Origin of the sequence: Acidovorax sp. ACV01, assembly GCF_014851495.1 — a bacterium.
In the GTDB taxonomy this organism is placed as follows: domain Bacteria; phylum Pseudomonadota; class Gammaproteobacteria; order Burkholderiales; family Burkholderiaceae_C; genus Acidovorax; species Acidovorax radicis.
On the sequence record NZ_JACUZT010000001.1, the window covers coordinates 614,792 to 634,297 of the forward strand.

The 19,506-nt window shown below is 63.4% G+C and carries 18 protein-coding genes and 2 tRNA genes; 14 read left to right on the forward strand and 6 right to left on the reverse strand.

The annotated features are described in order from the left end of the window. Window positions 1-100: 100 nt before the first annotated feature. The 4 genes from IB243_RS02825 to IB243_RS02840 form a co-directional block, all read right to left on the reverse strand. Window positions 101-2,533 carry an EAL domain-containing protein gene (locus tag IB243_RS02825; RefSeq protein WP_225584674.1) on the reverse strand — a complete coding sequence of 811 codons (2,433 nt, stop codon included), beginning with the start codon at window positions 2,531-2,533 and terminating at the stop codon, window positions 101-103. Window positions 2,534-2,841: 308 nt separating this feature from the next. Beyond that, the gene (locus IB243_RS02830; protein ID WP_192424831.1) at window positions 2,842-3,303 is read right to left on the reverse strand and encodes a hypothetical protein; all 462 of its coding nucleotides are present in this window, start codon (window positions 3,301-3,303) and stop codon (window positions 2,842-2,844) included. Between the two features lie 204 nt (window positions 3,304-3,507). Then, on the reverse strand, window positions 3,508-4,197 hold the full coding sequence (locus IB243_RS02835) for a cold shock and DUF1294 domain-containing protein (RefSeq protein ID WP_192424833.1): 690 nt from the start codon (window positions 4,195-4,197) through the stop codon (window positions 3,508-3,510). Window positions 4,198-4,212: 15 nt separating this feature from the next. Then, window positions 4,213-5,103, reverse strand: a complete 891-nt coding sequence (locus tag IB243_RS02840) for a CoA transferase (protein WP_192424835.1) — start codon at window positions 5,101-5,103, stop codon at window positions 4,213-4,215. A 133-nt stretch (window positions 5,104-5,236) separates the two neighbouring features. Here IB243_RS02840 and ygiD point away from each other — a divergent pair, with 133 nt between their 5' ends. Beyond that, window positions 5,237-6,142 carry a 4,5-DOPA dioxygenase extradiol gene (ygiD, locus tag IB243_RS02845; protein WP_192425369.1) on the forward strand — a complete coding sequence of 302 codons (906 nt, stop codon included), beginning with the start codon at window positions 5,237-5,239 and terminating at the stop codon, window positions 6,140-6,142. Between the two features lie 108 nt (window positions 6,143-6,250). Here the strand turns inward: ygiD and IB243_RS02850 are convergent, their stop codons facing one another. Both IB243_RS02850 and IB243_RS02855 read right to left on the reverse strand, forming a co-directional pair. Further along, window positions 6,251-6,853, reverse strand: a complete 603-nt coding sequence (locus IB243_RS02850; RefSeq protein WP_225584675.1) for a nucleotidyltransferase family protein — start codon at window positions 6,851-6,853, stop codon at window positions 6,251-6,253. Window position 6,854: 1 nt separating this feature from the next. Beyond that, window positions 6,855-8,051 (reverse strand): amino acid aminotransferase, encoded by a 1,197-nt coding sequence (locus IB243_RS02855; protein WP_192424839.1) that lies wholly within the window; start codon window positions 8,049-8,051, stop codon window positions 6,855-6,857. Window positions 8,052-8,156: 105 nt separating this feature from the next. On the opposite strand from IB243_RS02855, the gene uvrB reads away from it, so the two are divergent. The 13 genes from uvrB (at window position 8,157) to IB243_RS02920 (ending at window position 19,465) form a co-directional block, all read left to right on the forward strand. Continuing rightward, on the forward strand, window positions 8,157-10,247 hold the full coding sequence (uvrB, locus tag IB243_RS02860) for an excinuclease ABC subunit UvrB (protein WP_010458434.1): 2,091 nt from the start codon (window positions 8,157-8,159) through the stop codon (window positions 10,245-10,247). Between the two features lie 242 nt (window positions 10,248-10,489). Further along, window positions 10,490-11,026: a Fe-S cluster assembly transcriptional regulator IscR gene (gene iscR / locus IB243_RS02865; RefSeq protein ID WP_008904778.1), complete on the forward strand. Its 537-nt coding sequence runs from the start codon at window positions 10,490-10,492 to the stop codon at window positions 11,024-11,026. Between the two features lie 111 nt (window positions 11,027-11,137). Then, entirely contained in the window at window positions 11,138-12,358 is a 1,221-nt protein-coding gene (locus IB243_RS02870) for an IscS subfamily cysteine desulfurase (protein ID WP_192424841.1), read from the forward strand. Window positions 12,359-12,397: 39 nt separating this feature from the next. Then, complete coding sequence (gene iscU, locus IB243_RS02875; RefSeq protein ID WP_010458426.1) at window positions 12,398-12,802, forward strand: Fe-S cluster assembly scaffold IscU; 405 nt, start codon at window positions 12,398-12,400, stop codon at window positions 12,800-12,802. Window positions 12,803-12,817: 15 nt separating this feature from the next. Then, a complete protein-coding gene (iscA, locus tag IB243_RS02880; protein ID WP_008904781.1) occupies window positions 12,818-13,141 on the forward strand; it encodes an iron-sulfur cluster assembly protein IscA in 324 nt (107 codons plus the stop codon). 88 nt (window positions 13,142-13,229) lie between these two features. Continuing rightward, window positions 13,230-13,748 (forward strand): Fe-S protein assembly co-chaperone HscB, encoded by a 519-nt coding sequence (gene hscB / locus IB243_RS02885; protein WP_057271701.1) that lies wholly within the window; start codon window positions 13,230-13,232, stop codon window positions 13,746-13,748. 82 nt (window positions 13,749-13,830) lie between these two features. After that, window positions 13,831-15,702, forward strand: a complete 1,872-nt coding sequence (gene hscA / locus IB243_RS02890; RefSeq protein WP_192424843.1) for a Fe-S protein assembly chaperone HscA — start codon at window positions 13,831-13,833, stop codon at window positions 15,700-15,702. A gap of 38 nt (window positions 15,703-15,740) precedes the next feature. Continuing rightward, complete coding sequence (fdx, locus tag IB243_RS02895) at window positions 15,741-16,079, forward strand: ISC system 2Fe-2S type ferredoxin (protein WP_010458418.1); 339 nt, start codon at window positions 15,741-15,743, stop codon at window positions 16,077-16,079. An 86-nt stretch (window positions 16,080-16,165) separates the two neighbouring features. After that, window positions 16,166-16,879, forward strand: coding sequence for a DNA polymerase III subunit epsilon (gene dnaQ, locus IB243_RS02900; RefSeq protein ID WP_192424845.1), 714 nt, complete (start codon window positions 16,166-16,168; stop codon window positions 16,877-16,879). A gap of 37 nt (window positions 16,880-16,916) precedes the next feature. Next, window positions 16,917-16,991: transfer RNA gene (locus IB243_RS02905), tRNA-Val, on the forward strand. A gap of 47 nt (window positions 16,992-17,038) precedes the next feature. Then, a tRNA-Val gene (locus IB243_RS02910) sits at window positions 17,039-17,113 on the forward strand. Window positions 17,114-17,302: 189 nt separating this feature from the next. After that, window positions 17,303-18,340, forward strand: coding sequence for a histone deacetylase family protein (locus IB243_RS02915; RefSeq protein ID WP_192424847.1), 1,038 nt, complete (start codon window positions 17,303-17,305; stop codon window positions 18,338-18,340). A 27-nt stretch (window positions 18,341-18,367) separates the two neighbouring features. Continuing rightward, window positions 18,368-19,465 (forward strand): NAD(P)/FAD-dependent oxidoreductase, encoded by a 1,098-nt coding sequence (locus IB243_RS02920; RefSeq protein ID WP_192424849.1) that lies wholly within the window; start codon window positions 18,368-18,370, stop codon window positions 19,463-19,465. Window positions 19,466-19,506 lie beyond the last annotated feature (41 nt).

Here is a 19,506-nt window from a genome sequence, read left to right on the forward strand (position 1 = left end):
TGCCCATTGCATCTGCAGGCTGAAACGGCGGGCTGGGATGCCGCGCCAACGGCATCGGCGGGGTGGCCGGACTCAGGCGCGCGCCAGGCCCGGGCGGTGGTCAGGCGGTCGTATAGCCCCCGGCCAGGCATTCCGAGAGTGGCACGGGCTTTGCCACCGCATAGCCTTGGGCGTAATTCACACCGATGATCCGCAACGCGTCCACGATGGCTTCGGACTCGGCAAACTCGGCAATTGTCTGCTTGCCCATCACGTGGCCAATGCGGTGGATCATTTCCACCATGGCATGGTTGGTGGGGTCTAGCAAGATGTCCTTGACGAAGGCGCCATCGATCTTGAGGTAGTTCACTGGCAGGTGCTTGAGGTAGGTGAAGGACGACATGCCCGCGCCGAAGTCGTCGAGCGCGAAGCGGCAGCCCAGTTGCTGCAGCTCTTTCATCAGGCGCACCGCATTGGGCAGGTGCGAGATGGCGCTGGTTTCGGTGATCTCGAAGCACAGCAGTGCGGGGTCCAGCCCGGATTCCGTGAGCGCGGTGCGGATGAACTTGAGCAGGCTGTCATCCCCCAGGCTGGTGCCCGACAGGTTGATGGCGCAGGTGTGCAGCGGCAGGGCTCCGGGGGTGCGCTGGTGCTGCGCCAGCGCCAGCAGCGTGTGCCGGATCACCCAGCGGTCGATGGACGGCATCATCCCGTAGTGCTCGGCGGCCGGAATGAAGGTGCCGGGCGCCACCAGCTGGCCCCCTTCCTCCTCACGCAGCCGCAGCAGCACCTCCATGTGCAGGCCCTCTTCGCCGGTGCCTTGCAGCGCACGGATGGCTTGCGCATGCAGCTGGAAGCGGTTGTGCTCGAGCGCCAGCCGCAGCCGCCGCACCCAGTCCATGTCGCCTTCGCGCCGGGTCATCTCGATGTCTTCGGGCTGGTAGATGAACACCCGGTTGCGCCCGCCTTCCTTGGCGCGGTAGCAGGCCATGTCGGCCACGCGCATGGCTTCCTGGATGGAGGTGAGCGCAGGGATGAGCTGCACCATGCCGATGCTGAGGCCTGTGGTGAGCTGCTGGCCTTCCCAGGCCAGGCGCAGGTCCTGGCCAGCCTGGCGCAATTGTTCTGCAATGCGCGCAGAGGGGCCCGCGGGGCAGTCCTTGAGCAGAATGCCGAATTCGTCCCCGCCCAGCCGCGCCAGCGTGTCGCCTTCGCGCAGATGGCTTTGCAGCATGCGACAGACCTCGCGCAGCATTTCGTCACCGGCCTGGTGGCCACAGGTGTCGTTGATGAGCTTGAACTGGTCCATGTCCACGTAAAGCAGAGAGCCTTCGCGGCCCGGCTGGCGCGGGTGGCCGAGCAGGGCTTCGAGCCGGTGCTCGAATTCGCGCCGGTTCACCAGCCCCGTCAGCGCATCATGGCTGGCCTGCCACGAGAGCTGCTCCACATAATGCTGCTCGCGCGTGACGTCGTGCAGCGCCAGCACCGCCCCGGTCAGCACGCCCCGGTGCCGGATGGGAGAGCCCACCAGCCTCACCGGAACGATGCTCTGGTCCGGGCGCACCAGCGTGCGGTGGATGTTGCCCTTGGCGGCACCATCGCTGAGCAGCAGCGTCTGCACCAGGGTGTCGGCAGACAGGGGCGGCGCGTCATCCTCAAAGACCAGCAACTGCGCCAGTGGTTGCCCGGTCGCCTGGGCGGCCGGGCGGGCCAGCAAGGTTTCTGCGGCAGGGTTCATGTAGGTGACCTCGCCGTGGATGTTGGTCGTCACCACGGCATCGCCAATGGCGGCCAGTGTGGTGCGCGCCTGTTCCCGTTCGGCCTCCAGGGCGCGCTCTGCATTCTGGCGCTGGGCCAGCAACGTGCGCGTGTGCCACAGGGTCAGCAGGATCAGCACCAGGGCCATGCCCATGTTGGTCCACATCAGCAGGAGCACGATGTGGCGTGAGCTTTCGCCCAGGGCCTCGCTGAAGTTCCGGGCCGCCGGGGTCACGCCTGCGTTGATCTCGCGGATGGTGTTCTGCCACCGTTCGCGCGTCGGGGCATCCGCCGTGCCGGCGGTGTTGCGCTGGTGGATCTCGTGCGACAGCTCGCGCAGTGCACGGATGTACTCGTCGCCCACCAGCCATTGGTCTACCGGCTTCTTCACCAGATCAAAGTCGTCGAAGTAGCGCAACAGCCAGATCAGGCCGTCAATGTCATCGGGGTGGTTGCCACCGCGCAGAAAACCGTCGCGCGCCACATCGATCTGCACCTGGCCTGACTCCAGGGCCAGCCGGGCTGCCCGGTCGCCCAGCGGGATCTCCATGGCGCGGGTGAATCCCTCAAAGGCCTGGGGGGAGCCGTTGATGGCGTACTGGTTCAGGAAATAGATGGCGTCTTTCTGGCCTTTGGTCCACAGGCTTTCGCCGGCGACGAAGGCACGCACCGTGGACAAGACATGCAGGCTGGCCGTGGCGCACACCGCCAGCAGCAACACCATCGTGATGAAAGGCCAGGTCACCCGCAACGTCAACGGCACAGGCCTTCGCTCGACCGGCTGCAATACATCCATGGATGGGTCCCTCGCCTCGTGCCAAGCTGCGTGCGCCAGTGATGCCTGGTGGCCCCATCCGGCGCGCCCTCATCGGTGTGTCCGCACACTGTGTCAATGCCTGCGGTCCAGTGTTGTCCTGGAATCAGTGGCTGATTCTGCGGTGCGGCGCTTCCGGCCCACTATATAGCGATCAATTTGCCAGCGCATGCAAAGTTTGGCAACCCCTCGTGTCTGCGGGGAATGGGCGCCATGCCGATGCGCACCCGCGCACGGCGGGCCACCGCTGGCGCCGCCTTTGTGTTGCCCGGTCTGGCTGACGCCGATGTTTACGGCGCCGCAGCGTGGGTTCCCACCAGTACGGACTGCGGGCCGTCGTCTTGGGGCTGCGAGATCAGGTCTTCGATGATGAAGGTGCGGTAGTAAAACGCAGTGACCGCGCCCTCGGGAGCAATGGCGGCGACCAAGGTCTCAGCGTCGTCCTTGTCGGCCATGGCGATCAGCAGGCCGTGGTGGCCCTTGCTGGCCAGGTCGGCAATGCGGCGCACCATGTCACCTTCGGCACCGACCGACGGAAGCGGCGCATCTGCCGTGCCCAGCGTGTGCACGATCTCCTGCAGTATGACTTCGGGACTGGCGTAGGCGGTTTCGCCTTGGTGGCCAGCGGCTTGCAGCGCCGTGGCCGCCTGACGCACGCAGTCTTCGTCGGGGAAGAGCGCAAACACGTGGCCGGTGGGATAGAAAACGCCGCCCATGTTGGTCATGGTGGAATCAAGAACGAGGGGTTTCATGGGCTTCTCCCGAGGTGTTTCAGACCTTTTCGATTGAAAACCGTGGCCCCGGCGCGTGGTGTAGGCCAGCGGGCAATCTGCGCGTCAGCGCCCCTTGCGGCGCAGGGGAAGTGCCAGAAATATGACTAAAACAGCCTCTGGCGCTTATCCATAAAGCGCGAGCAGCTATCAAAATTGATATGCGATTTTCCAGTTGCGGCGCATCTATCGAAGCCACCCGCCCACCCAGGCCCCAAGCGCCGCACAGTGCAGCACCACGGTGGCCCAGTAGACCGTGCGGAACTCCACCTTGCGGGACTTGTGCCGCAGCCATTGCTGGGCAAACCATGCGCCCGGCCATCCGCCTGCCAGGCCCAGCAGGTGCAGGTGGCTTTCCTTGGTGCGCCACTGGCCGTTTTGCGCGGCGCTTTTGTCGATGGCGTAGACCAGAAAGGTGAGGAGGTTGACGGCCAGGGCCGCTCCCAGCACCCACCATGGCAGCTGACCGGCCCAGAAGCCCCAGGCCAGCAGCGCCACCCAGCCCAGCATCAGCACCAGCGCCGGGCCTGCGGGAGTTGGCGGGCTGCTGGCGTCTGCGGGGCGCCGATGGCGTTGGGTTCGCGGCTTGGTAGCCCGCTGCGCCGGTTCGTGTCGAGCCCGCAGTGGGGGTGATTTGGCCGATGGGCGGGGCTGGGGTGCGGCCCCTTGCTGGGCCATGGGCTGCACGGCCATGGCCCGAGGCCCTTTGCCGCCCACATGGATTTCTTCGTACACCACGGCCAGCCCTTCGCGGGGCGCAGCGCTGCCACGGTAGTCCCGCACGTGAAAGAACACATCGGCCGAGGTGTCCGGGCTGCGGATAAAGCCGAAGGCGCGGGTGGCGTCCCAGCGGATGACGGTGCCCTGTTTCTGCATCGGCGAAAGGGGTTCTCAGGCCAGGGTGTGCAAGGGAATGTCCTGGCCGACCGCCAGCGCATCCAGCTGTGCGCGTGTCTGTGTGCGCAGGAACGCCGCCACAGCCGTGTGGGTGGCACGGGCGCGCAGCACCTGCGGGTCGCCCGTGGCGGGCAGGCCTGCGGCGGCGCACAGGCTGGCGGCAAAGTGGGGTTCCAGCGCGGCCACCGCCACACGGCCGTCGGCGCACGGGTAGATGCGGTAGCCAGCGTGGTTGCCGCCCACGTCGCCCTCGGGTGTGGTCAGGCCCCAGTCGCGCGGCTGGGCCAGCCAGGCGGCGGCATCGGCCAGCGCCACTTCAATGCACGCGCCGCTGCCGGTGTGCGCGCGTTCCAGCAGGGCCTGCAGCACGGCCTCGCTGGCCATCAGGGCGCCGCCCATGTCGGCGTAAAGGGTAGGGGGCATCTCGGTGCCGGTCACCAGGCCCGCATCGGCCAAATAGGTGAGGTCGTGGCCAGGCTCTTCCGCGCGCTCGGCCGCTGCGCCCACGATGCGCACCAGCGACAGGCGCGGGTACTTCGCTTGCAGCGCCTCCCAGGAGAGGCCCAGCTTGGTGAGCGCCGAGGGGCGGAACGAGGTGATCAGCACATCGGTGCGGGCCAGTTCCTCGTGCAGCGTGGCCTGGCCTTCTGTGGTCTTGAGGTGGGCATGCACCACACGCACGCCGCTGTGCAGCGTGGCATAGGCCGCCGGGCTGTAGATGCCCATGGGGTCGGCACTGGGGTAGCCGGGGGGCGGGGGCGGTTCGAGCTTGGTGCATTCAGCACCCATGCGCGCGCAGCGCATCAGGGCGGCGGGGCCGGGCAGGTTCAGCGCAAGGCTCAGGACACGGGTGTTGCGCAGGGGCTGGGGCAGGGCGGTGGTCATGGGCTCAGGGTTGTCTCGGTGTTGTGGTTTTGAATGGAAGGTGCGGCGCTGGAACTTCGTAGGGCGCGCGGGCTCACTCCCTGCGTTATACATAATTTGTTACGCTCCCTGACCCATGCAACGCAGAACCTCTTTGGCCGCCCTCACAGGCCTGGCCGCCTTTCCGGGAGCTTTCATGACCACGTCCCTGAGCAGCGCCGCCACGGCACCCGCTTTGCAGGCGCTCAAGCAGTCACCCCGCATGCCCGTGCTGTTTGTGGGCCACGGCAGCCCCATGAACGCCATCGAGGACAACGCCTGGCGACGCAGCTGGCAGGCCTTGGGGGCAGAGTTGGCGGCCCGCGCCGTTCAGCCGCAGCTCATCCTGTGTGTGTCGGCCCACTGGCTCACGCCTGGCGGCTGGCAGCTGACCGGCATGGCCAACCCCAAGACGATCCACGACTTTGGTGGATTTCCGCAGGCACTGTTCGACCAGCAATACCCCGCGCCTGGTGCGCCGCAGGTGGCGCGCAGCCTGGCGGGGGAGCTCAAATCGCCCGCCACCGGAGGCGCCCTGGGCGTGGATGAGGGCGAATGGGGCCTGGACCACGGCACCTGGTCGGTGCTCAAGCCCATGTTTCCAAAGGCACAGATCCCGGTGATGCAGCTGAGCATGGACTACAGCCGCGCCCCGGCCGAGCACTACGCGCTGGGCCAGCAATTGAAGGCGCTGCGTGAGCGGGGCGTGTTGATCGTGGGCAGCGGCAATGTGGTGCACAACCTGCGTCTCACGCGCCGTGGCACGGCCGCCAACGAGGCGTACGACTGGGCCACCGAGTTCGACACCGTGGTACAGGAGCAGATCAAGCAAGGCCAGCTCGGCGCCCTGCAGGACTTCCAGAAACTGGGTGCCGTGGCCAAACAGGCGCACCCCACGCACGAGCACTATCTGCCGTTGTTGTACGCGGCGGGGGCCGTGTTGCCCAGCGAGATGCCGCGCTTCTTCAACACGGGCTACCAGTCGGCATCGATCTCGATGCGGTCGGTGCTTTGGGGGTGATGGGGTAGGGCGCCAGATTGTTTGAATTGCTTCTTTTTTGATAGCTGGTGGCGGTTATGGATAAAGCGCTAGAGGCCAAAAAAGCTTGAAAACTAGCGGCGTCACCGATCAGGCAGGCATGTCACCCGCCCGGATCGTCAGCCACGGCCAGCGTCCGCAATAGCTTTCCGCCTTGGCCTGGAACAGCGGCAGATGTGGACAGGCAGGGTTGGGGCGCAGCAGTCCCGCATACAGCTCTTCAAGCCCGTAGGGCGCGTAGAGCATGGGCTCCTCAACACCCGGGTCGGCGGCAGGCTGCAGGCCCACGCAGGTGCAGGGCACCAGAAAACGCTCGATGCCGTTGCGGGCCGACTGCAGCGGCGCATAGGGGTAACCAAACCAGCGTTCGTACCAGAGGTGTACCCGGGCCTGGTTCTTGGCTTCCACGGTGATCGGCAGGTCGGAAAAGAGGGCGGTGACGCGGGCTTGCACGGCCTGTTCGGCGGCTTCGGACAGGTCCGACGCATCGAAATAGAACAGGTCGTAGTCCTTGATGTGCGCCGTGGGATTCAGTCCGGAATGCAGGTTCCACACCGTCTGGAACAGACAACCTGCCACCAGCCAGACATCCGGCAGGCCCAGAAACGGCAAACGCCCCAGAAGGGCCGCGTTGTGCGGGTTCTGGAGCGTTTCGCTCACAAAGCGGCGCGCGAGCGCCGCTTCAGTGTCCAACTCAGACCACTTTCGCAATGGACTGGCAGACGTAGTCGATGTTCTTGCTGTTGAGCGCGGCCACGCACATGCGGCCGGTGTCAGTGCCGTACACGCCGAACTCATTGCGCAGACGCACCATCTGGTCCTTGGTCAGGCCCGAGTAGCTGAACATGCCGATCTGCGTGGTGATGAAGCTCATGTCCTGCTTCACACCGGCGGCCTTGAGGCCATCGACCAGCTTCTGGCGCATGGCCTTGATGCGCACGCGCATTTCGGCCAGCTCTTGTTCCCACATCGCGCGCAGCTCGGGATTGTTCAGCACGGCGGCCACCACTGCGCCACCGTGGATGGGTGGGTTGGAGTAGTTGGTGCGGATGACGATTTTGAGCTGGCTCAGCACGCGCGAGGCTTCTTCCTTGTCGGCGCACAGCACCGACAGGCCACCCACGCGCTCGCCGTACAGGCTGAAGCTCTTGCTGAAAGATGTGGAGACGAAGAAGTTCAGGCCTGCAGCCACAAACTTGCCGATCACGGCGCCGTCTTCGGCGATGCCGTGGCCGAAGCCCTGGTAGGCCATATCGAGGAAAGGCGTCAGGCCCTTGGCCTTGACGGCGGCAATCACCTGGTCCCACTGGGCGGGCGTGATGTCGTAGCCGGTGGGGTTGTGGCAGCAGGCGTGCAGCACGACGATGGTGCCGGGGGCGGCAGCATTCAGGCTGGCCAGAAAGCCTTCAAAGTTCACGCCGCGCTTTTCGGCGTCGTAGTAGGCGTAGGTATCGACTTCGAAGCCGGCATTGGTGAACAGCGCGCGGTGGTTTTCCCAGCTGGGATCGGAGATCAGAACCTTGGCGTTGGGGCTGAGTTTCTTGAGAAAGTCAGCGCCGATCTTGAGGCCGCCCGTACCACCCACGGCTTGCACGGTGGCCACGCGGCCAGAAGTGACGGGTTCGCTGTCCGCACCGAATACCAAAGCCTTGACGGCGTTGTCATAGGCCACGATGCCGTCGATGGGCAGGTAGCCACGGGCCGTGGGGGTGGACATCATGGTCTTTTCTGCGGCCTGCACACATTGCAGCAAGGGCAGCTTGCCGTTGTCGTCGAAATAAACGCCGACGCCCAGGTTGACCTTGTTGGGGTTGGTGTCGGCGTTGAATTGCTCGTTGAGGCCCAGGATGGGGTCGCGGGGGGCCATTTCGACGGCGGTGAAAAGAGACATGAAAATCCTTGAAAGGTTGTCAGTAGCGAAGAATCCGGGCGTGGTGTACTGTGCCGGGTTCCGCCGATTTTAACGGCCGCTACCCCCCAATCGTTGACTGCACCCATGCCGGATATCACAGAAGTCATAACGGAAAAGCAAGACGGCGAATTCGTCCATTTCCCCAATTCCCCCTTTGAATTGTTCCAGCCGTATCCACCGGCGGGCGACCAGCCTGAGGCCATCAACAAGTTGGTGGAAGGCTTGAACGACGGAGAAACCTTCCAGACGCTGCTGGGTGTGACGGGTTCTGGCAAGACCTTCACCATGGCCAACGTGATCGCCCGCATGGGGCGTCCGGCCATCATCTTCGCACCCAACAAGACCCTGGCTGCGCAGCTGTACAGCGAGTTCCGCGAGTTCTTCCCCAAGAATGCCGTGGAGTATTTCGTGAGCTACTACGACTACTACCAGCCCGAGGCGTATGTGCCCCAGCGCGACCTGTTCATCGAGAAGGACAGCGCGATCAACGAGCACATCGAGCAGATGCGGCTGTCGTGCACCAAGAGCCTGATGGAGCGCACCGACGTGGTGATCGTGGCCACCGTCTCGGCCATCTACGGCATTGGTGAGCCCGAGAGCTACCACCGCATGGTGATGACCTTGCGCTCGGGCGATAAGCTGGGTCAGCGCGACGTGATCGCCCAGCTGATCCGCATGCAGTACCAGCGCAACGAGGCCGACTTCTCGCGCGGCAAGTTCCGTGTGCGGGGCGACACTATCGACGTGTTCCCGGCAGAGCACTCAGAGCTGGCCATCCGCATCGAGCTGTTCGACGACGAGATCGAGAGCCTGCAGCTGTTCGACCCGCTCACGGGCCGCGTCAAGCAGAAGATCCCGCGTTTCACCGTGTACCCCAGCAGCCACTACGTGACGCCGCGCGACAAGGTGCTGGCCGCCGTGGAGACCATCAAGATCGAACTGGCCGACCGCCTCAAGCAGTTGCTGGCCGACGGCAAGCTGGTGGAAGCGCAGCGGCTGGAGCAGCGCACGCGGTTTGACCTGGAGATGCTCAGCGAAGTAGGGCACTGCAAGGGCATCGAGAACTACACGCGCCACCTGTCGGGTGCCGCGCCGGGCGACCCGCCAAGCACGCTGACCGACTACATGCCCAAGAACGCGCTGATGTTCCTGGATGAAAGCCACCAGATGATCGGCCAGCTCAATGCCATGTACAGCGGCGACCGTTCGCGCAAGACCACGCTGGTGGAGTATGGCTTTCGCCTGCCATCGGCGCTGGACAACCGGCCGCTCAAGTTCGAGGAGTTCGAACAGCGCATGCGGCAGGTGATCTTTGTCACCGCCACGCCCGCGGACTACGAGCGCACTCACTCCGGCCAGATCGTGGACCAGGTGGTGCGCCCCACCGGACTGGTGGACCCTGAGGTGGAAGTGCGGCCCGCAACGCATCAAGTGGATGATGTGCTGCAAGAAATACGCATTCGTGTCGAAAAGCATGAACGCGTACTCATTACTACCCTGACGAAGCGCATGGCGGAGCAGCTGACCGACTACCTGACGGATAACGGCGTGAAGGTGCGCTACCTGCACAGCGATGTGGACACAGTGGAGCGTGTGGAGATCATTCGTGACCTGCGCCTGGGTGCTTTTGATGTGCTGGTGGGCATCAACCTGCTGCGGGAGGGGCTGGACATCCCTGAGGTGTCCCTGGTGGCGATCCTGGATGCCGACAAGGAAGGCTTCCTGCGGGCTGAGCGCAGCCTGATCCAGACCATTGGCCGCGCGGCGCGCAATCTCAATGGCCGGGCCATCCTTTATGCAGACCGCATCACGGAGTCCATGAAAAAAGCCATGGGCGAGACGGAACGTCGGCGCATCAAGCAGATCGCACACAACGAGGCACACGGAATCACGCCGCGCAGCATTGTCAAGCGGGTAAGAGACCTGATTGACGGGGTTTACAGCGAGAAGGCCGGAAAGGATGCGCAGCGGCTGGAGCAGGAAGCCCTGCAGCGCGCCAAGGTGGAGGACATGTCAGAAAAAGATGTGGCGCGCGAGATCAAGCGGCTCGAAAAACTCATGCTGGAACACGCGCGCAACTTGGAATTCGAGCAGGCGGCAAGGGTACGGGACCAGCTCACGCGGCTCAAGGACCAGGCATTTGGTGCACACGGCAATGATTCGGTGGCCTTGTAATGGGCGAGTGAACAATTGGAAATAACTATCAAGTCGATTTAAAACTAGTTGGTTTTTTAACCCGACAGAATCGATAGGGATTTGTGTTATACTCCTACAAAATACTCAAGAAAACAGCCCAGCGATGAAGGGCTCCGTGGCAGGCGACTGTTCGGAGTAAGGGGCGGAGACGGTGCCTTGCTGGCCATCAGCCAGCGAAGGCGGTTTCTACAACGAACAAGCCTTAGCACAAGGAGCTTGCGATGCGTCTCACAACCAAAGGCCGTTTTGCGGTCACCGCCATGATTGACCTGGCCCTGCGCCAGAACAATGGGCCCGTTACCCTTGCGGCCATCAGCCAGCGTCAGCAGATTTCGCTGTCGTACCTGGAGCAGCTTTTCGGCAAGCTTCGCCGCCATGAGCTGGTGGAATCTACCCGTGGTCCTGGTGGTGGTTACACACTTGCTCGCAAGGCCGGTGACATCACGGTGGCTGACATCATTGTCTCGGTGGACGAGCCCATTGACGCCACGCAGTGCGGCGGCAAGGAAAACTGCCTGGGCGAAGCCGGCCGTTGCATGACGCATGAGCTGTGGGCATCGCTCAACCAGCGCATGGTGGAGTTCCTGGATTCCGTCACCCTGCAAAAGCTCGTGGACGAGCAGATCGCCAAAGGCGTGCAGATCGAAGACAAGCCCGTCGTGCGCCGCGCCATCTCGACGACGCCGGTGGTCAAGCCCATCCGCGTGAATGCTCCGAATTCCGTGTTCGCACTGGGCAACGTTTTCGCCAAATCCTGATAGCCCAAGGGCTTGTGTCGGCCCTGGGGTCGGCACCGCCCTGAACAGTTTTCAAGCCTCGTTTTTGTTTCTTACTGAGTTTGCCAGCCAGCAACCATCACTGAGCCAGCCATGGACATGACCCCGCACTTTCCCATCTATCTCGACTATGGTGCTACCACCCCCGTGGATCCCCGTGTGGTGGATGCCATGATTCCCTGGTTGCGCGAACATTTCGGCAACCCGGCATCGCGCAGCCACGCCTGGGGCTGGGAGGCTGAAGAAGCGGTCGAGAAAGCGCGCGTGCAGGTGGCCGACCTGATCGGAGCCGACCCCCGCGAGATTGTCTGGACCAGTGGTGCGACCGAGTCCATCAATCTGGCGCTCAAAGGGGCTGCGCAGTTCTACAAGGGCAAGGGCAAGCATCTCATCACGCTCAAGACCGAGCACAAGGCGGTGCTGGACACCATGCGCGAGCTGGAGCGCCAGGGTTTTGAGGCCACTTACCTGGATGTGCAGGACGACGGGCTGGTCAACATGGATGCGCTCAAGGCCGCCATCCGCCCGGACACCGTGCTGATCAGCATCCTGTTCGTGAACAACGAAATCGGCGTCATCCAGGACATTCCTGCCATCGGCGCGCTGTGCCGCGAAAAGGGCATCCTGCTGCATGTGGATGCCGCGCAGGCCACGGGCCGGGTTGCCATCGACATGGCCACCTTGCCCGTCGATCTGATGAGCATGACGGCCCACAAGACTTATGGCCCCAAGGGCATCGGTGCCCTGTATGTGCGCCGCAAGCCGCGCGTTCGGCTGGAAGCGCAGATGCACGGTGGTGGCCACGAGCGTGGCATGCGTTCGGGCACCTTGCCCACGCACCAGATCGTGGGCATGGGCGAAGCCTTTCGCATCGCCAAGGAAGAAATGGCCGAGAGCAATGCCAAGGCCCAGGCCCTGCAGCAACGCCTGCTGGACGGCCTGAAAGACATCGAGCAGGTCTACATCAACGGCAGCATGGAGCGCCGCGTGCCGCAGAACCTGAACATGAGCTTCAATTTCGTCGAAGGCGAATCGCTCATCATGGGGATCAAGGGTTTGGCGGTGTCGTCGGGTTCAGCCTGCACCTCGGCCAGCCTGGAGCCCAGCTATGTGCTGCGCGCCCTGGGTCGCAGCGACGAGTTGGCCCATAGCAGCTTGCGCATGACCATCGGCCGTTTCACCACCGAGGAAGAGATCGACTACGCCATTGCCACCATCCGTGAGAACGTGGCCCGCCTGCGTGAACTCAGCCCGCTGTGGGAGATGTACCAGGACGGCATCGACATCAGCACCATCCAGTGGTCAGCGCACTGAATCCCTGAAGATTTTGAAAGAATTGAAGAGGTACACATCATGGCTTACTCAGAAAAAGTGGTTGACCATTACGAAAACCCCCGCAACGTGGGTTCGTTCGACAAGGGTGACGATTCTGTGGGCACCGGCATGGTCGGCGCGCCTGCCTGCGGCGACGTGATGAAGCTGCAGATCAAGGTGAACCCTGAAACCGGCGTGATCGAAGATGCGCGTTTTAAGACCTATGGCTGCGGCTCGGCCATCGCCTCGTCGTCGCTCGTGACCGAGTGGGTCAAGGGCAAGACGTTGGATCAGGCGGCGGCCCTCAAGAACAGCGAGATCGCCGAAGAGCTGGCTCTGCCGCCCGTCAAGATCCACTGCTCCATCCTGGCCGAAGATGCCATCAAGGCTGCCGTGCTCGACTACAAGACCAAGCACGCAGCTACTGCAACAGCCGCTGCCTGAGCAACCGAGAGAGATATGGCCATCACGCTGACAGAAGCCGCTGCCCGGCACGTCAACCGCTACTTGTCCCGCCGAGGCAAGGGCCTGGGCGTGCGCCTGGGGGTCAAGACGACCGGATGCTCGGGGCTTGCCTACAAGCTCGAATATGTGGACGACAGCGAGCCCGAGGACATCGTGTTTGAAAACCACGGCGTCAAGGTGCTGATCGATCCCAAGAGCCTGGCCTACATCGACGGCACGGAGCTGGACTTCGTACGCGAGGGCCTCAATGAGGGCTTCAAGTTCAACAACCCCAACGAGCGTGACCGCTGCGGTTGTGGGGAGAGTTTCCGCGTTTGAGCGCCTGCCGCCTTCGTGCCGTCAAACCGCCATCGCGCTGCGTGCTGGCGGTTTTTTCTTGGATGTTTCGCCCCCCGTTGCTCCGCGCATGAACCTGCAATCTGACGACTTTGAACTGTTTGGCATCTCGCGCCGCTTTGCGCAGGAGCGCAATGCCATCGACGCGCGCTGGAAAGAGCTGCAGCGCGAAGCCCACCCCGACAAGTTTGCGGCGCAGGGTGCGGCGGCGCAGCGCGTGGCCATGCAGTGGTCCGTGCGCATCAACGAGGCCTACCAGCGCCTGAAAGACCCGATGCGCCGCGCCGCCTACCTGTGTGAACTGCATGGTGCGCCCATCCGCGCCGAGGACAACACGGCTATGCCTGCTGCGTTTTTGATGCAGCAGATGGAGTGGCGCGAGGCGCTGGAAGATGCCCGCGCCGAGAGCGAACTCGATGCGCTGGACGATGGTGTCGCCCAGGCCCGCCGCGCCGCGCTGGCACAGTGCGAGCAACTCATCGACCAGCAGCAGGACTACGCAGGCGCGGCCCGCCAGGTCAGAGCCCTCATGTTCATTGCGCGATTTGCGGACGATATTGAACGCCGCCGAGAGCAACTGGGACAATAGAGCGGATTTGCTTTCCCCTTGGGGCCCCCATGTCGCTTGCTGATGTGATGGTGTGCCCCACCACGTTGAGACCCGAAATTTCATGGCGCTTCTGCAGATTTCCGAACCCGGCCAATCCCCCGACCCACACCAGCGGCGCATCGCCGTAGGCATCGACCTGGGCACCACCCATTCTTTGGTTGCCGCCGTGCGCAATGGTGTGTCCGAATGCCTGCCCGACGCGCAGGGCAGGGTACTGCTGCCTTCGGTAGTCCGTTACCTCGAAAAGGGCAGGCGCCAGATCGGATACGACGCCGTGGCTGCGCAGGCCAAGGATGCTCGCAACACCATTGCCTCTGCCAAGCGTTTTATGGGGCGTGGCCTGAAAGACGTGGCGGAAGCGGGCAAGCTGCCCTACGACTTTGTTACCGCCGGTGGCGAGGGCGCAGAGGGTATGGTCAGCCTTGCGACGGTGGATGGCCACAAGTCGCCCGTCGAGGTCAGCGCCGAGATTCTGGCGACCCTGCGCTACCGGGCCGAAGACACCTTCAATGACGATCTGTATGGCGCGGTGATCACCGTGCCCGCCTACTTCGACGACGCCCAGCGCCAGGCCACCAAGGATGCGGCCAAGCTGGCGGGCATCCATCTGCTCCGCCTGATCAACGAGCCTACGGCGGCTGCGATTGCCTATGGACTGGACAATGCCAGCGAGGGGGTCTACGCCGTGTATGACCTGGGCGGGGGCACTTTCGACATCTCGATCCTGCGTCTGACGCAGGGCGTTTTTGAAGTCATTTCCACGGGGGGCGATTCGGCCTTGGGCGGGGATGACTACGACGCCGTGCTGGCCGACTGGGTGCTGCAACAGCTGGGACTTCAGGCGATCACTGCAGCGGACAAATCCGCCGTGCGCATGGCTGCCCGCGCCTGCAAGGAAGCCTTGACTGCTACTGATTTGGTAGCATTTGGCGCTTTACTATCAAGCGCTGAAGCACGATTGGATGTCAAAAGTTCGGATTTTGAGGCGATCACGGCCGACTTGACGGCACGCTCCATGGCCGCAGTGCGCCGTGCCTTGCGCGACGCCCATCTGGCCCGTGACGAGGTTCAGGGGGTGGTGATGGTGGGAGGCTCCACCCGCATGCCGCAGGTGCAGCGCGCCGTGGAGGAATTTTTCGCCAAACCGCCGCTCACCAACCTCAACCCCGACGAGGTAGTGGCCCTGGGTGCTGCCATCCAGGCCAACCAGCTGGCGGGCAACAACACGGCGGGGGACCTGCTGCTGCTCGATGTGATTCCACTGTCGCTGGGCATCGAAACCATGGGCGGGCTGGTGGAGCGCATCGTGGCGCGCAACGAGACCATTCCCACCGCCAAGGCGCAAGACTTCACCACCTACAAGGATGGTCAGACCGCCTTGGCGATCCATGTGGTGCAGGGTGAACGCGACCTGGTGCAAGACTGCCGCAGCCTCGCGCGTTTTGAGCTGCGTGGCATTCCGCCCATGGCCGCAGGGGCAGCGCGCATCCGCGTGACCTTCACCGTCGATGCCGATGGCCTCCTGAGCGTGAATGCGAAGGAGCAGGGCAGCGGTGTGGAGGCGCGCATTGACGTGAAGCCGTCGTATGGCCTCTCCGATGACCAGATCGCGCGCATGCTGCAGGACGGGTTTGCAACGGCCGCGCAGGACATGAAAGCCCGCGCTGTGGTCGAAGCCCGTGTGGACGCCGACCGCATGCTCATCGCCACCCAGAGCGCGCTCGATGCGGATGGCGATGTGCTGAGCCCGCAGGAGCGCGCCGCCATCGATGCCTTGATGGTGGCCCTGCGCCACCAGCGCGATTCCGACGATGCCGCTGTCATCGAAGCCGCTACCGATGCCCTGGCCAAGGGTACCGAGGCGTTTGCCGCCTTGCGCATGAACCGGGGCATTCACCAGGCCCTGGCTGGCAAGAACGTGCAGGCCCTCTGAGCCCGCCGAACGCATCTCTTCGAACAAAAAGCCACCCCATGCCCGTCATCAAAATTCTTCCCCATCCCGAATACTGCCCTGCAGGCACCGAAATCACGGCCCCCGCAGGCACGTCAATCTGCGAAGCCTTGCTCGACAACCACATCAACATCGAGCATGCCTGCGACATGAGCTGCGCCTGTACCACCTGCCACGTCATCGTGCGCCAGGGGCTGAATTCGCTCAACGAGGCGGAAGAAGAGGAAGAAGACCTGCTGGACCGCGCCTGGGGCCTGGAGCCACAATCGCGCCTGTCGTGCCAGGCCATCCTGGCGCAAACCGATGTGACCGTGGAAATTCCCAAGTACACGATCAACCACGCCAAGGAGAACCACTAGATGAGCGCAGCGCCGAGCCGCCCCAAGCAAGCTCGCGCCCCCTTGGGGGGCAGCGAGGCCACGAAGTGCCGAGCGTGGGGACACGTATGACCCGCCAGATCGTTCTCGACACCGAAACCACCGGCCTCTCGGCCGAAGGCGGGGACCGCATCATTGAACTGGGCTGCGTGGAGCTGCTCAACCGCAAGCTGACTGGCAACAACCTGCACCTGTACTTCAATCCGGGTCGCGACAGCCACGAAGATGCGCTGAAGGTGCACGGTATCAGCAACGAGTTCCTGAAGGACAAGCCCAAATTTGCCGAAGTTGTGGGCGACATCGTGCAGTACCTTCAGGGCGCCGAGATCATCATCCACAACGCTGCTTTCGATGTGGGCTTTCTGAACAAGGAGCTGGAACTGGTGGGACGCCCCGCGTTCCGCACCTATGTGGAGAGCGTCACCGACACGCTGGCCATGGCCAAGGAGATGTACCCCGGCAAGCGCAATTCGCTCGATGCCCTGTGCGACCGCCTGGGCGTGGACAACTCCGGCCGGACCTTGCACGGCGCCTTGCTGGATGCGGAACTGCTGGCCGATGTGTACATCAATCTCACGCGCGGCCAGGATGCCCTGCTGATCGCCGACGATGCGCAGGACAGCGGTGATGGCCTGAAGGTCGCAGCCATCGACCTGCGAGCGCTGAGCCTCCCTGTCCTGCGCGCCAGCGAGCAGGAGCAGACGGCCCACGCGGAGCTCCTGGCGCAAATTGACAAGGCCAGTGGCGGCAAAACAATTTGGCGAACTGTTCAGGCAGCCTGAAAAGCTGTGCCATAATCGAAGGCTGTCACAGCGACACGGGTGATTAGCTCAGCGGTAGAGCACTGCCTTCACACGGCAGGGGTCACATGTTCGATCCATGTATCACCCACCACGCTTTTGACTTCTTGCGAAAGCACTCTGCTTCAGGGTGCCAACGTCGGGTGATTAGCTCAGCGGTAGAGCACTGCCTTCACACGGCAGGGGTCACATGTTCGATCCATGTATCACCCACCAATTTGAAAACCCCTGCAGATTTTGGTCTGCAGGGGTTTTTTCATGGGCGTGGGCATAGGCAGCTGTTTCCGCGGCGGCACCTTGCAGGGCGGCTAAAGTGTCAGACTTTATATGCCACGGCGGCTGTGTTTTCTGGCGCCGCGCTGTTTGTTCTCTGGCCTCTTTGCCGCTGTCGATACGCCCCGACCCATGATCACCTTCCACAACCCGTTTCACCAGGGGCATGCCCCCGTCCATGAGTTCTTTCGCGGTGAACGCGTGCCCTGTTTTGAGAAACCGGCACGCGTGGACTATGTCGAAGAGGCGCTGCGGGTGCGTGGCCATGGCCTGATGGCCCCGGACTTGGACAGCGGCCCCGTGTTGTCGCAGGTGCATGCGCCGCGTTATCTGGCCTTCCTGAAGACGGCCTGGCAGCAATGGCTGGCACTTGACGCTGCCAATGCGGGTGCGCAGCCGTTCCCGTCGGTCTGGCCCGTTCGTACCCTGCGCAGCGATCTGGAGCCTGAGAACTTTGTGGCCCGTCTGGGTCTGTACTCCATGGACAACGGCACCCCCATGGCGTCTGGTACCTGGGCTGCAGCCAAGGCGGGGGCCGATGCTGCCGCCAGCGCTGCGACACGGGTGGCCCAAGGAGCCCGCGCGGCGTTTTGCTGCACACGGCCGCCGGGCCACCATGCCGGACCGGACTTCATGGGCGGCTATTGCTTTTTGAACAATGCCGCCGTGGCCGCACAGGTGCTGCGCAACCAGAGGGCACAGCGTGTGGCGTTGCTCGATGTGGATTACCACCATGGCAATGGAACACAAAGCATCTTCTACGACCGGGCCGATGTGCTGTTCATCAGCATTCATGGCGATCCACGCACCGAGTACCCGTTTTATCTGGGCCATGCGGACGAAACCGGGGTGGGCGAGGGCGCAGGCTTCAATCTGAACCTGCCGCTGCCTGCGGGCACCAGTGCAGCCACCTGGTTCGATGCGCTGGAAAGTGCCTGCGCGCGGATTGCCCGCCAGGGGGCTGACGCCCTGGTGATCTCCCTCGGGCTCGACGCCTTTGAGGGCGACCCCATCTCCAAGTTTGCGCTGGCGTCCGCCGATTTCACCCGGTTGGGTGAGCGCCTCGCGCGGCTGGGCCTGCCCACCGTCTTTGTGCTGGAAGGTGGTTATGCGGCCGCAGAACTGGGCACCAACGCCGTCAATGTGCTTGACGGGTTCGAGCAGGTCTGAGGGCGCAGCGCATTGAAAGGAAAGGCCATGACAAATCAGGCGGATTGTGTGGTGGTCGGCGCCGGCGTGGTGGGCCTGGCCGTAGCGCGGGCGCTGGCTTTGCAGGGGCGTGAAGTGATAGTGCTGGAGTCTGCGGACGCGATCGGGACGGGTATCAGTTCGCGCAACAGTGAGGTGATCCATGCCGGGCTGTACTACCCCACCGGCTCGTTGAAGGCCACGCTGTGCGTGCGTGGAAGAGACATGTTGTATGCCTACTGTGCGGAGCGCAGCGTGCCCCATCGCCGCTGCGGCAAGCTCCTGGTGGCAACTTCGTCGGGTCAGTTACCAAGCCTTGAGTCCATCCAGGCGCGGGCCCAAGCCAACGGCGTGCCGGATCTGCGTTGGCTGGGCCGCCATGACGCCCAGGCCATGGAGCCCGCGCTGGAATGTGTTGCTGCGTTGTTTTCGCCCAGTACTGGCATTGTGGACAGCCACGCCCTGATGCTCGCGTTGCAGGGCGATCTGGAGCACGCAGGGGGACTTGTGGTGCTGAATTCGCCCCTGGCGCAAGCAGAATGCGCGCAAGATGCTATAAATTTGGAAGCATTGGACGGCACCCGCTTGCGAGCGCGCGCTGTGGTTAATGCAGCAGGTCTGCATGCCCCTGGGCTGGCTCGCCGATTTGTGGGGTTGGCTGCCGAACAGGTGCCCCCTGCCCGCTACGCCAAAGGCAGCTATTTCACGCTGTCTGGCAAGGCCCCCTTCAGCCGTTTGATCTACCCTGTGCCCGAGGCCGCAGGCCTGGGCGTGCATCTGACACTCGATCTGGGGGGACAGGCCAAGTTTGGCCCCGACGTGCAGTGGGTGGATTCGCCAGATGACCTGCTGGTAGACCCCGCACGTGGGGATGCGTTCTACGCCGAAGTCCGCAAGTACTGGCCCGCGTTGCGCGATGGAGCGCTCGCACCTGGCTATGCGGGCATACGTCCCAAGATTCACGGCCCAAATGAGCTCGCAGCGGACTTTGTGATCCAGGGGCCATCAATCCACGGCATCCCTGGCCTGGTCAACCTGTTTGGCATTGAGTCCCCGGGGTTGACAAGCTCTCTGGCGATTGCCGAACATGTGGCCGCACTCGTTTGATCTGTGGCAAGCCATTTGCAATCGGTAACCTCTTGAGACCC

Coding starts and splice junctions, on each gene's coding strand:
- IB243_RS02825 (WP_225584674.1), bottom strand. CDS start 2,533: ATGGATGTATTGCAGCCGGTCGAGCGAAGGCCTGTGCCGTTGACGTTG.
- IB243_RS02830 (WP_192424831.1), bottom strand. CDS start 3,303: ATGAAACCCCTCGTTCTTGATTCCACCATGACCAACATGGGCGGCGTT.
- IB243_RS02835 (WP_192424833.1), bottom strand. CDS start 4,197: ATGCAGAAACAGGGCACCGTCATCCGCTGGGACGCCACCCGCGCCTTC.
- IB243_RS02840 (WP_192424835.1), bottom strand. CDS start 5,103: ATGACCACCGCCCTGCCCCAGCCCCTGCGCAACACCCGTGTCCTGAGC.
- IB243_RS02855 (WP_192424839.1), bottom strand. CDS start 8,051: ATGTCTCTTTTCACCGCCGTCGAAATGGCCCCCCGCGACCCCATCCTG.
- uvrB (WP_010458434.1), top strand. CDS start 8,157: ATGCCGGATATCACAGAAGTCATAACGGAAAAGCAAGACGGCGAATTC.
- iscR (WP_008904778.1), top strand. CDS start 10,490: ATGCGTCTCACAACCAAAGGCCGTTTTGCGGTCACCGCCATGATTGAC.
- IB243_RS02870 (WP_192424841.1), top strand. CDS start 11,138: ATGGACATGACCCCGCACTTTCCCATCTATCTCGACTATGGTGCTACC.
- iscU (WP_010458426.1), top strand. CDS start 12,398: ATGGCTTACTCAGAAAAAGTGGTTGACCATTACGAAAACCCCCGCAAC.
- iscA (WP_008904781.1), top strand. CDS start 12,818: ATGGCCATCACGCTGACAGAAGCCGCTGCCCGGCACGTCAACCGCTAC.
- hscB (WP_057271701.1), top strand. CDS start 13,230: ATGAACCTGCAATCTGACGACTTTGAACTGTTTGGCATCTCGCGCCGC.
- hscA (WP_192424843.1), top strand. CDS start 13,831: ATGGCGCTTCTGCAGATTTCCGAACCCGGCCAATCCCCCGACCCACAC.
- fdx (WP_010458418.1), top strand. CDS start 15,741: ATGCCCGTCATCAAAATTCTTCCCCATCCCGAATACTGCCCTGCAGGC.
- dnaQ (WP_192424845.1), top strand. CDS start 16,166: ATGACCCGCCAGATCGTTCTCGACACCGAAACCACCGGCCTCTCGGCC.
- IB243_RS02915 (WP_192424847.1), top strand. CDS start 17,303: ATGATCACCTTCCACAACCCGTTTCACCAGGGGCATGCCCCCGTCCAT.
- IB243_RS02920 (WP_192424849.1), top strand. CDS start 18,368: ATGACAAATCAGGCGGATTGTGTGGTGGTCGGCGCCGGCGTGGTGGGC.